Source organism: Betaproteobacteria bacterium, assembly GCA_016194905.1.
Classification (GTDB): domain Bacteria; phylum Pseudomonadota; class Gammaproteobacteria; order Burkholderiales; family JACQAP01; genus JACQAP01.
In genome coordinates this window covers 180,142-192,085 of the sequence record JACQAP010000029.1, presented here as the reverse complement: position 1 = coordinate 192,085, position 11,944 = coordinate 180,142, and the positions used below count along the sequence as shown (strand labels likewise).

Sequence of the window (11,944 nt, the reverse complement as noted above, 5' to 3'; positions counted from 1 at the left end):
ACCGATTCGACCCGGACGCATCGAGCCACACGCGATCAAACGAAGACCGAAAAACCACGCGCTGCTGACAGTACCTCGACAGGTTGCGCGCGCCGCGATCATCCGTGCACGTCGGGCTTATGCTTAAGGTAGTGCCATGAAACTCAGGCCGGGCTACTTCGGCAGGTTTTCGCCGATAACCATCTCGATCGCCGCACGCGTCGCGTCTACCAGGAAAGGCTTGCTGCTTTGGGCGATCGCCGTGTCGGGATCCTTCAGTCCGTGACCGGTCAACGTGCATACGATCGTCGACCCCTCTCCTATCACGCTTCGTTCGAGATCCTTCAGCAAACCGGCAATCGAAATGGCGGACGCCGGCTCGCAAAAAATTCCCTCGGTAGCCGCGAGCAGCTTCTGCGCCCGTAGTATTTCCTCGTCGCTGCACTCGTTGAACCAGCCGCCGGATTCATTCTTGGCCGCCCAGGCCAGCTTCCACGAAACTGGATGGCCGATGCGGATGGCCGTCGCGACCGTTTCAGGCTGATCGACCATTGCTCCGCGCAGGAAAGGCGCCGCACCGGAAGCCTGATAGCCGACCATGATCGGCCGTTTGGTAGCGAGGCCGCCGGTTTGGTACGGGGCGGATACTTTAAGGTCCGGAGAGCTTTCCGTCTTCAGGCCCACCGCTTCGGTGTAGCCGATCCAGTGTGCCGAAACATTGCCTGCGTTGCCGACCGGCAGGACATGATAGTCAGGGCATTCGCCCAGAGCCTCCAGGACTTCGAAAGCAATGGTTTTCTGTCCCTGCAGGCGATAAGGATTGATCGAATTGACGATATTGAGCGGCAAGGTTCGGGCGACTTCCTGCACGAGGCGCATGCCATCATCGAAGTTGCCGCGTATCTGGATGACCACCGATCCGTGCATCATCGCCTGGGACAGTTTTCCCAGCGCGATCTGGCCTTCCGGGATCAGCACGAAACAGGCAATCCCGGCACGTGCCGCATAGGCTGCCGCCGCAGCCGAGGTGTTGCCGGTGGAGGCGCAAATGATTGCGCGGGCGCCGGCCTCGACGGCCTTGGTGACCGCCATGGTCATACCGCGATCCTTGAAGGAGCCGGTCGGATTCAGCCCTTCGAACTTTGCCAGAATACGCACGTTCTTCTTGATCTTTTTCGGCAGATTGACGAGCTCGATCAGCGGCGTATTGCCTTCGTTGAGACTGATTACGGGGGTATTCGTGCTGACCGGGAGGCGGTCGCGGTAACGATTGATGAGGCCGGTATAGTGATTGGTCATGTTCGTTCTAGTTTCGTCCAAGTTCTTCGAGACGGATTCGCGTAACCTTGCCGGATATCACCGGCAGGGATTCGATGCGTTTGATCGCATCATTGATGTTCTTTTCCAGGGTCAGGTGGGTGAGCATGATGATGTCCACCTGCTCTTCGCCTTCGCCGGGTTCTTTTTGCACCATTGCGTCGATCGAAATCGATTGATCCGCAAGAATGCGCGTAATGTCTGCCAGGACACCGGGCCGGTCGAGTACGCTCAGGCGCAGGTAATACGACGTTTCCACTTCCTCCATCGAAAGGATCGGCAGATCCGACATCCGGTCGGGCTGAAATGCGAGATGGGGCACTCGTTGTTCGGGGTCCGCAGTGTGCATTCTGGTAACGTCCACAAGATCCGCGACGACTGCTGACGCGGTAGGCTCGGCTCCCGCACCGGCACCATAGTAGAGCGTGGCACCGACCGCGTCGCCTTCGACCAGGATTGCATTCATGACGCCTTCGACGTTGGCGATCAGCCTCTTGGACGGAATCAGTGTCGGATGAACACGCAACTCGATGCCATTGGCAGTGCGCCGCGTGATTCCCAGCAGCTTGATGCGATAGCCGAGTTCTTCCGCGTAGCGAATATCCTCCTTTGTCAGCTTGGAGATGCCTTCGGTGTAGACCTTGTCGAACTGCATCGGAATGCCGAAGGCAATCGCCGCCATGATGGTGAGCTTGTGAGCGGCATCCACGCCTTCGATGTCGAAGGTCGGGTCGGATTCCGCATAACCCAGCTTTTGTGCTTGCGCGAGAACTTGGTCGAAACTCGAGCCCTTCTCCCGCATCTCGGAAAGAATGAAGTTGGACGTGCCGTTGATGATGCCGGCGATCCATTCGATCCGGTTGGCGGTCAATCCTTCGCGCAATGCCTTGATGATCGGCACTCCGCCTGCCACTGCAGCCTCGAACGCAACCATTACGCCCTTCTTCTGCGCAGCAAGGAAGATTTCGTTGCCGTGGATCGCCAGCAATGCCTTGTTTGCAGTCACCACGTGCTTGCCGTTTTCAATAGCCGCCAGGATCAGATCTTTCGCAATCTTGGTGCCGCCGATCAGTTCCACCACGATATCGATATCGGGCCGGCTCACCAGCGCGAAGGCGTCGTCGGTAATTTCGGCGCTATTGCCCACCAGTTTCCGTGCCCTCGCGAGATCCTTGTCGGCAACCGCCTTGATCAGGATGCCGCGGCCGGCCCGACGGCTGATCTCCTCCTGATTGCGGCGCAGGACCGAAAAAGTGCCTCCTCCCACGGTACCGATACCCAGCAGGCCCACATGAATGGGTTTCATCGAAACTCTTTTCTGAATGAAAACGCCGTGATGAAGAAGCCTTCTCTGAAGTAGAACCGGTGCGCACGGGTGCGATGCGTGCCGGACTCGAGATCGAATCCGGAACAACCCCGATTGCGGGCGACTTTCTCCAGATACGCAATGAGGGTTCGTCCGGCTCCGGTGGAACGTTCAGCCTCGTCAGTTACCAGATCGTCTATGTATAAACGGCGCCCGGCGTGGGTATTTTCGAACTCGCGGAAGACCGCGACACCGACGACTCGATCGGCACGAACTGCCAGGCACATTTCGCCACCGTCGCGAAAGACATGGCGCATCTTTGCCGGATAATCGACCGGCAATTGCGGACGCAACTGCCGGTGCACGCGTTCTGCCGCGGATAACCACTGTGGCTCCGCCACTTCCCTCCCCGCGCCCGTGACTTGCACGATGCGCAACGTCCCTTCCGACATGTTCGCCCTCCGCATAAAAATATCGGGCGCTTCGCGCCCGATCGAGGTGTTTATGAAAGTCGGTCAACCCGCTGCCCGGAGCGGCGCGGTGGTGCCCAACAGCCCGTCTTTGCGCAACATCTCCTTGATGCCGCGTATCGCCTGACGCGTTCGCGCCTCGTTCTCGATCAGGGCGAACCGCACGTACGAATCTCCGTATTCACCAAATCCGATTCCTGGTGAAACGGCGACTTTCGCGTCCGACAATATCTTCTTGGCAAATTCGAGCGAACCCATTTTTTTGTAGGGATCCGGGATCTCCGCCCATATATACATCGAGGCCTTCGGAATCTGCACCATCCAGCCGGCCTCATGCAGGCCCCTGACAAGCACGTCGCGCCGCTTCTGATACTTTTCACAGATTTCGCGGACGCAGTCCTGCGGTCCTTCAAGCGCGGCGATCGACGCCACCTGGATCGGCGTAAATGTACCGTAGTCGTGATAACTCTTTATTCGCGCAAGTGCAGAAACCAGTTCCTTGTTGCCGACCATGAAACCAACACGCCAGCCCGCCATGTTATAACTCTTGCTCATGGTGAAAAATTCCACGGCAACTTCGCGCGCGCCAGGCACCTGCATGATCGATGGCGCCTTCCAGCCATCGAAGCAGATATCCGCATAAGCCAAGTCATGCACCACCAGGATTCCATGTTCCTTCGCCAACGCCACCACACGCTCGAAGAAATCGAGATCCACGCATTGTGCAGTCGGATTGCTGGGAAAGCCGAGGATCATCATCTTCGGCTTCGGAATCGATTCACGAATTGCCCGTTGCAGTTCCTGGATAAAATCGACGCCTGGAGTCATGCGCACGGAACGGATATCCGCACCGGCGATAACGGCCCCGTAGATATGGATCGGATAACTGGGATTGGGCACCAGAACGGTGTCGCCGTGGTCAAGTGTGGCGAGCATCAGATGGGCGAGGCCTTCTTTTGAACCGATGGTCACGATCGCCTCGCTGTCCGGATCGAGGACAACATCAAAACGTGATTGATACCAGTTGCAGATCGCGCGACGGAGCCGGGGTATGCCCTTCGACATCGAGTAACCGTGCGTATCGTTGCGTTGCGCAGCTTCCAAGAGTTTGTTGACGATGTGCTTGGGCGTCACCCCATCCGGGTTGCCCATGCTCATGTCTATAATGTCTTCTCCCCGGCGGCGTGCTTCTGCCTTCAACTCCCCGGTGATATTGAAAACATAGGGCGGCAGGCGTTTGATACGGGAAAACTCGCTCATGATTGACGGTTTAGTTCTATCGGTAAACGTAACCGACTGTTCATTCAGTAGAAAGTCGTAATCCTACCGGATCGCAAGCAGCGCAGCAAAGACCTCTTTACGCTTGAAACTTCATCTTTCACAGAATTCGCGACGGAATGCCATCACCGCCTACGGCCAGGGATATGTGGCGGTCAATGGCGTTCGCCATGAAACCAGCCTGATCGTAATGCCCGACAGGATCGCAGAAGACTGGAAAGTGCAGAATTTTGAATCACTGGTTCAGGACAACATTGAAGCCTTGGCCGCATTGAAGCCGGAGCTCGTATTGCTGGGGACCGGTGATGTTCTGTGCTTTCCGGATCCGCGGCTGCTGGTAAACCTTACACACGCTGGTATTGGCGCCGAAGTCATGGACACACGGGCGGCCTGCCGTACTTACAACATCCTTGCCGAAGAGGGCCGCAACGTGGCCGCTGCGTTGATCATTCCGGAGCGCAGCTGATTACCGACGGCTTCGGGCGCGGATTGCGAATTCGGCGACATTCACTCAGACCGGGATGGTCAAAGATTCTCCGGCATGCGTCGGTTTCCACTGATGGCGAATGATCTGAATCGCGAGGAAAAAATTGTGCGGCCGATTTGCTAGAGCGAATTGATCACCGAGCAAATGACTGCCGTAAAATCGGTCTTCGACACGAATCCGTCCAACGCCAGCGAATGAGCAAGTTCGCGATACTCCCTGCCATTATTAAGCGTAAGAATCACGATCTTGATCGTCTCGTCGGCAGCCTTGATGCGTCGCCCTGCCTCGATACCGTTGATGCCGCCCATGGCCAGATCCATGAGAATCACTTCCGGGCGCAGCCGCAACGCCATTTCGACAGCGGCCTCCCCGGAATCCGCCTGCCCAATGACGTGTACGCCACACACTTCCGTTACAAACTGCTCCGCAGCCATCCGGAAAGATGCGCTATCGTCGACCAACATGACCTTCACCAAGTTAGATTCTCCTAACTCTCATCGGGTTAGGCTCAAGTCTGATTTCCGGCTTCAAGTGGAAAACTCAGCGGAGCCCATGCCCTAACTATCGCGGAAGGGCGTATTCCAGGGTATCGGGCGCTACGGAACTCGGATTTCGAAAAACCTCAGGAATAAGCCACTGGTCGGCAAACCGGTGGTCAAAGAGGTCGGACTGCAGGCGAGATTATTAATGATGTAAAGAATTAGACAATCTACCTATATTACTAATTTTAAATATTAATTATTAACACTTATCAATCCATTGCGGATCGAAAATCGCACCAGCCCGGCTACATCATGAATGTCCAAGCGTTCCATTATCTGAGCACGATGGGTCTCGATAGTCTTGATGCTTAAGCCCAGATCGTAAGCAATCTGCTTGGTTGTCCGGCCACTTGAGATAGCCTTGAGAATTTCCCGCTGCCTCGGGCTAAGCGCTTCCAGTCCGGTTTCCGCTCCCAGCGGTCGGACATAGGATTGGACCACCTGGCTGGAAACCTTGGGGCTTAAATAGGTCTCTCCGTTGGTCACGGCTTGTAGCGCGAACTCCAATTCCAGCGGCGCGGCATCTTTCAAGACATAGCCGGCGGCACCGGCTCTCAGTGCTTGAGACACAAAATCCTGCGTATCGTGCATGGAAAGGATAACTACGCGCACCAGCGGATTGTCGCGGGCGATGATGGCGGCGGCTTCGATTCCGTTCAGTTCCTTCATGGCGATATCCATCAGGACGACATCGGGATTCAGCGAGGCCACCAGGTCGACCGCCTGCTGGCCGTTCGTAGCTTCTGCCACGACTTCTACGCCCTGCATTCCCGACAGCAATGACTTCAGACCCGATCTCATCAGATTATGGTCATCCGCCAGTACGATTCTGATCGGCTTCATGATCCCCTGTCCGCGGGCGTTTGTTTAAGACCGGAATCCGGCATGCGTTTGTGTCACTGTGCCCGGCACTGATACGGCCAATACTGCTCCATTCTTCGCACCAAGGTCAGATTCCGCACAACTCCCTGACATGCGCGGCGACACTGCGTGCCAGCGCTTGGAGGTTATATCCTCCTTCGAGCGTCGACACGATGCGACCATCGGCGTTCCTGGCCGCCACATTCATGATCTGTTTCGTCACCCATGCGTAGTCGGTTTCGACCAGACCCAATGACGCCATATCATCGTCTCGGTGAGCATCGAAGCCAGCGGAAACAAATACGATCTGAGGTTCGAATTCATCCAACGCCGGGAGCCAGGCCTCCTCCACAGCTTTACGGAACTGCGTGCCGCCGCTGTAGGCCGCAAGCGGAATATTGACCATGCGCTCCGAACGCCCCTCCGTCCCACTGTACGGGTAAAACGGATGCTGGAATGTCGACACCATCATCACACGGGGATCTCCGTCGAAGATATCCTCTGTACCATTGCCATGATGCACGTCGAAATCCACGACTGCGACACGCTGAAGGCCGTGCGCTTCGAGCGCATGGGCCGCGCCCACGGCGACATTGTTGAAAAAGCAGAACCCCATTGCACGCCGGCGGCAGGCATGATGACCCGGCGGTCGCACGTTGCAAAATGCGTTTTCGGCCTGGCCGCCGATCACCATGTCCGTGGCCCTGACAACCGCCCCTGCCGCATGCAGCGCGGCGGACAGCGAATGCGGATTCATCGCGGTATCCGGATCCAGTTGGACGAGCCCTCTCTGTGGGGATGCGCTCGCTATCGAGTCGATATAGCCAGCGTCATGCACCCGCAACAGCTGCTCTCTCGATGCCTTCGGCGCGATCTCGGTGAAGAGATGCTGGATCAGTCCGGTTGCGAGCAGATGATCTTCAATCGCCGTCAAGCGGTCGGGTGATTCCGGGTGGTGCACCCCCATGTCGTGCAATACGCAATCGGGATGATGAATGAAAGCCGTTGCCATAACTCTGCAGTGAAATCGCCGCTCCTCTTCTCGATGCATCTTATGCACGACGGCTGAGAATGTCCACGGTTTGCAAATCGGGGTACTTCGGCTAACCTTCAGCGATGACAAATCCCTATCCTTCGGAGCTGGTGCAGGCCTTGACCTTGCGCGATGGCACGCGTGTGATTGTGCGCCCTATTCGTCCAGAGGACCGACAAATAGAGAGGGAATTCGTACAAAAACTTTCGGATGAGTCGAAATACTTTCGATTCATGAGCGCGCTGCGCGAGCTGAACGAGGCGATGCTGAGCCGCTTCACGCAAATCGACTACGACAGGGAGATGGCGTTGATCGCAGTGGTTTGTGAAAACGGACTGGAAACCGAAATCGGGGTTGCACGCTATGTTGTCAATGCGGACAGGACCAGCTGCGAGTTCGCAGTTGCGGTCGCGGACGCGTGGCAGCACCGCGGTGTAGGTTCGATACTCATTCTCAGCCTTGTCGAAGTCGCCCGCGCTCGCGGGCTGCAGATCATGGAAGGAATTGTCATGGCCGGAAATCACAAGATGCTGGGACTGATGGATGCGCTTGGATTCAGCATTCGATCGGAACCGGGGGATGCTTCCGTGAAGCACGTGTCGAAGCAACTGGAAGCTTCTCCGAATGCTTCGATTCGCACGGCGAACGTCATCCCGGCTGCTGTAAACTAACAACAAGCTATGTGTCGGGTCCGTATGTTTTTGTTGCGGATTGCCGCGTTTCCCTTCCACGTTTCCTGATATCGCATGTCCAATACGCTTTCTCCCGTCGTAGCGCAGGTAGGCCGGATCATCCTCGGTAAAGAACACCAGATCCGCCTGACCATCGCCTGTCTGCTTGCGCGCGGGCATCTGCTGATCGAGGATTTACCCGGCGTGGGCAAGACCACGCTGGCTCACGCGCTGGCCAGGACGCTTGGCCTGGACTTCCAGCGCATCCAGTTTACGAGTGACTTGCTGCCTGCCGACATTCTGGGCGTGTCGGTGTTCGACCGCGAAAGCTCGGCGTTCAAATTTCATCCCGGCCCGGTATTTTCACAGGTAATTCTCGCCGACGAAGTGAACCGCGCGACACCGAAAGCACAGAGCGCGCTGCTGGAGGCGATGGAAGAACACCAGGTGACCACCGAAGGCCAGACCCGTCCGTTGCCGGAGCCCTTCTTCGTCATTGCCACGCAGAATCCCTCGCATCAGATCGGCACTTTTCCGTTGCCCGAATCACAACTGGACCGTTTCCTAATGCGCATCCATCTGGGCTATCCGGATGCCGCCGCGGAACGTGCCCTGCTCGAAGGCCGCGAACGCCGCGACATGATTTCCGACCTGACACCGGCACTCGCGACGCCCGATCTGCTCGACCTGCAGTCGCGGGTCCGGAAAATATTCACGGCACCGGCATTGCTCGACTATGTGCAAGCACTTATCCGATATACGAGGCAATCCTCCGATTTCGTCAACGGACTCTCGCCGCGTGCAGGACTCGCGGTGCTCAATGCTGCGCGCGCCTGGGCGTTCATGGATGATCGCAACGAGGTCATTCCCGAAGACGTACAAGCCGTATTGCCGAGCGTGGCGGGCCATCGGCTGTATCCGGTGACCGGCTATCCTTCGCTCGGCAGCGGCCAACTTGCCGAACGCCTGATCGCGGAAGTTCCAATCCCTTAAGTGTGAGGAGTGCGGCGTGAGCAACGACGCGGGCCGGAATGCATCGATCCAGTTTTCATCGACATCCAGCTTCCCGTCTGTCGCGTCGCCGTCGCTGCGTGAACGCATAGGCGATTGGATTTTCCCGCCGAAGGGACCGGAGATCGGTCCGGTCGTGCTCGGTCAGCGCCGTGTTTACATTCTTCCCACCGGCGGCGGGTTGATGTTCGGCGTCACCCTGCTGCTCATGCTCATCGGCTCCATCAATTACAACCTCAGCCTGGGCTACGTGCTGGTTTTCCTGCTCGCCGGCAACGGCATGGTTTCAATGCTGCATACATGGCGCAATCTTGCGCGAATCGCCTTGCGACCCGGTAGGACGAGTCCGGTATTTACCGGCGAACTCGCCGGATTTCGCGTACAGGTCGAAAACCCCGGTTCTTTGCCCAGAACAAGCCTTGCCGTCCAGCTTTCCGGCCAGCAGCCGGAATACTTCGATGCAGCCGCTGGGGGTTCTCAAGAAGTCGTGGCAAAAACACCTGCCGCGATGCGCGGGCTCCTGTATCCCGGCCGCTTCCGGATTTTCACGACCTATCCGCTCGGTCTGTTTTACGCGTGGGCCATCGTGGATCTTGATATGCACTGTCTGATCTACCCGAAACCCGAGCCCGGCAATATCTCGTTACCCCCGGCGCAGGCGGCCAGCGGGGAAGGCTCCGCAGCCGGTGCCGGTGAGGAAGACTTTGCCGGCCTGCGCACTTTTCGCCCGGGTGATTCGCCGCGGCGCATTGCATGGAAGGCGTTTGCCCGCAGCGAAGTCTTTTTGTCCAAGCAATTTTCCGGCAGTGCGGCCGTGGATCTCTGGCTGGACTTTGACGACATACCGAATGCCCTCGGGTTGGAAGCGAAGCTGTCGAGGCTGGCCAGATGGGTGATCGAATCAGAGGCCGCCGGACTGCGATACGGGTTGCGCTTGCCCGGGAGCGAATACGATCCGGATTCGGGTGCGCTGCACCGCGACCGCTGCCTTCAGGCCCTGGCATTGTTCAAATAATGACCGCGCGCGATCTGAGTCTCAGCAATCTGACCGCGATCCTGACCTCGCTGGCGATGGTCATCGCGCCGCACGCCGTGCATCTGCCCACGTGGATACCGGCGCTGGTGGCCGTCGTACTGCTGGCCCGTTTCTATGTCGGATGGCGGCATCGAAAGCTGCCAAACAAATGGTTGCTTATTGCGGCTGCACTGGTTTGCACGGCAGGCATTGCGCTTTCCTATCGCACGCTGTACGGGCGCGATGTCGGCGTGGCAATGCTGACGGTCATGATGGCCCTGAAAGTCATGGAGATGACCAGACCGCGCGACACGATGGTGGTCGCCCTTTTGGCCTATTTCCTGGTTGTTACCAATTTCTTCTACTCGCAGTCGATCCCAACCGCGTTCTATATGTTGTTGGTCGTCTGGACAATCACGGCGACGATGGTCGGCCTGCAGCATCAGGCGAGCCGGCCGAAGCTGGTTTCGGTGCTGCGCCATGCGGCAACGATGATTCTGCAAGGCTTCCCCATCATGCTTGCACTCTTCCTGCTGTTTCCGCGAGTGCAAGGTCCGCTCTGGGGCCTGCCGCAGATCAACTATTCGGCCAAGAGCGGGCTGTCCGAGAGCATGGCGCCGGGAGATGTAAGTTCGCTGAGTCTGTCCGATGCGGTGGCATTCAGGGTCCTGTTCGAGAATCAACCGCAGAAGCCCTCGCAATTTTACTGGCGCGGCCCCGTTTTGTGGAATTACGATGGCCGCACGTGGCGAGCGGGTCTGAACCTGACCGCACCGGGACCGCAAGTCGAGGCCCTCGGACCGTCGTTGCGATACACCGTCACGATGGAGTCACATGACAGGTATTGGATGTTCGCCATCGACCTGCCGCTGGTCGTGCCGCAGGGCGCCTACCTCACCACCGACTATCAGTTGCTGTCGCGACGCATCGTGCGCGAGCGACTGCGCTACGACATGCAGTCTTCGCCGCAGTATCGCATCGGTGTCGACGAATCGCCCGGCACCTTGCGTCTCGCTCGGCGCCTGCCGCCTGACGCTTCCCCCCGCGCGCGCGCCCTGGTTGCGCAATGGCGCGCGCAAGGCGGTAGCGATCGCGATATCGTGTCCCGTGCGCTGGGTTTGTTTCGCGAACAGCCTTTTAGCTATACCCTCGATCCGCCGAAACTCGACGCAGACCCCGTCGATCAGTTCCTCTTCGAGACTCGCAGCGGATTCTGCGAGCACTACGCGTCAGCATTCACTTTCCTCATGCGCGCGGCGGGCATCCCGGCACGCGTGGTAACCGGATACCTTGGTGGCGAAGTCAATCCTGTGGATAGTTATGTCGTTGTGCGCCAGTCGGATGCACACGCGTGGTCGGAGGTCTGGTTGCCCGGCGAAGGCTGGGTCAGGGTAGATCCGACTGCGGCAGTTTCCCCTTTGCGCATAGAGCGTGGATTGGCGGCGGCGGTGCCGGAATTCGATCGACCGCTGCTGGCGCGCGGCAGCTTCGACTGGCTGAAGCAGGCTCGATACGCCTGGGATGCCGTGGCAAACAGCTGGAACCAATGGGTGCTGGGTTATAACCCGGATCGCCAGGTGCGTTTTCTGGCGCAGTTCGGCTTGGCCGAGGTCACCTGGCAGAACATGGTGATTATTCTCACCGCCGTCAGCGGCATCATCATCCTGGCATTGGCATTGGTGCTGCTGTTCAGAATCAACGCACAGCGTCTCGATGCCGTACAACGCGCTTATCTCTCCTATTGCGATGCGATGGCCAAACGCGGCGCTGCACGCAAGCCCAGCGAGGGGCCGCGGGATTTTGCCGCCAGGGTATCGATGCAATTTCCCGACTTCAGGGAAACTGCGCAGAAGATAAGCGCTCTTTACGTTTCGTTGCGCTATGGGGGGGACGACAATCGCGGCAAACTGCAGGCTCTGCGCGACGCCATACGGACGCTGAGTTGAGAGCCTGATATTCCTGGACTCTCGTAGC

12 protein-coding genes are annotated in these 11,944 nt (G+C 58.0%); 5 read left to right on the top strand and 7 right to left on the bottom strand.

The features are described 5' to 3' along the window. Positions 1-153: 153 nt before the first annotated feature. From HY067_20410 to alaC, 4 genes are read right to left on the bottom strand one after another with little or no spacing between them, the layout of a single operon-like run. Positions 154-1,278, bottom strand: a complete 1,125-nt coding sequence (locus HY067_20410) for a threonine synthase (protein MBI3530315.1) — start codon at positions 1,276-1,278, stop codon at positions 154-156. 7 nt (positions 1,279-1,285) lie between these two features. After that, entirely contained in the window at positions 1,286-2,602 is a 1,317-nt protein-coding gene (locus HY067_20405; GenBank protein ID MBI3530314.1) for a homoserine dehydrogenase, read from the bottom strand. After that, on the bottom strand, positions 2,599-3,069 hold the full coding sequence (locus tag HY067_20400; GenBank protein ID MBI3530313.1) for a GNAT family N-acetyltransferase: 471 nt from the start codon (positions 3,067-3,069) through the stop codon (positions 2,599-2,601). Before HY067_20400 ends, HY067_20405 begins: the two co-directional genes overlap by 4 nt. A gap of 48 nt (positions 3,070-3,117) precedes the next feature. Continuing rightward, entirely contained in the window at positions 3,118-4,332 is a 1,215-nt protein-coding gene (gene alaC / locus HY067_20395; protein MBI3530312.1) for an alanine transaminase, read from the bottom strand. Between the two features lie 103 nt (positions 4,333-4,435). Here alaC and HY067_20390 point away from each other — a divergent pair, with 103 nt between their 5' ends. After that, positions 4,436-4,816, top strand: coding sequence for an Mth938-like domain-containing protein (locus HY067_20390; protein ID MBI3530311.1), 381 nt, complete (start codon positions 4,436-4,438; stop codon positions 4,814-4,816). A gap of 140 nt (positions 4,817-4,956) precedes the next feature. On the opposite strand, the gene HY067_20385 is transcribed toward HY067_20390, so the two are convergent. The 3 genes from HY067_20385 to HY067_20375 form a co-directional block, all read right to left on the bottom strand. Further along, positions 4,957-5,313 (bottom strand): response regulator transcription factor, encoded by a 357-nt coding sequence (locus tag HY067_20385; GenBank protein ID MBI3530310.1) that lies wholly within the window; start codon positions 5,311-5,313, stop codon positions 4,957-4,959. Positions 5,314-5,571: 258 nt separating this feature from the next. After that, positions 5,572-6,222, bottom strand: a complete 651-nt coding sequence (locus HY067_20380) for a response regulator transcription factor (GenBank protein MBI3530309.1) — start codon at positions 6,220-6,222, stop codon at positions 5,572-5,574. A 106-nt stretch (positions 6,223-6,328) separates the two neighbouring features. Continuing rightward, on the bottom strand, positions 6,329-7,252 hold the full coding sequence (locus HY067_20375) for a histone deacetylase family protein (protein ID MBI3530308.1): 924 nt from the start codon (positions 7,250-7,252) through the stop codon (positions 6,329-6,331). Positions 7,253-7,356: 104 nt separating this feature from the next. Between HY067_20375 and HY067_20370 the strand changes: the two genes are divergently transcribed. From HY067_20370 to HY067_20355, 4 genes are all read left to right on the top strand, one after another. Then, positions 7,357-7,944, top strand: a complete 588-nt coding sequence (locus HY067_20370; protein MBI3530307.1) for an N-acetyltransferase — start codon at positions 7,357-7,359, stop codon at positions 7,942-7,944. A 75-nt stretch (positions 7,945-8,019) separates the two neighbouring features. After that, entirely contained in the window at positions 8,020-8,937 is a 918-nt protein-coding gene (locus tag HY067_20365) for a MoxR family ATPase (protein ID MBI3530306.1), read from the top strand. Positions 8,938-8,953: 16 nt separating this feature from the next. Then, positions 8,954-9,970: a DUF58 domain-containing protein gene (locus HY067_20360; protein MBI3530305.1), complete on the top strand. Its 1,017-nt coding sequence runs from the start codon at positions 8,954-8,956 to the stop codon at positions 9,968-9,970. Continuing rightward, positions 9,970-11,916 carry a DUF3488 domain-containing transglutaminase family protein gene (locus HY067_20355; protein ID MBI3530304.1) on the top strand — a complete coding sequence of 649 codons (1,947 nt, stop codon included), beginning with the start codon at positions 9,970-9,972 and terminating at the stop codon, positions 11,914-11,916. The genes HY067_20360 and HY067_20355 overlap by 1 nt, the downstream gene beginning before the upstream one ends. Positions 11,917-11,944 lie beyond the last annotated feature (28 nt).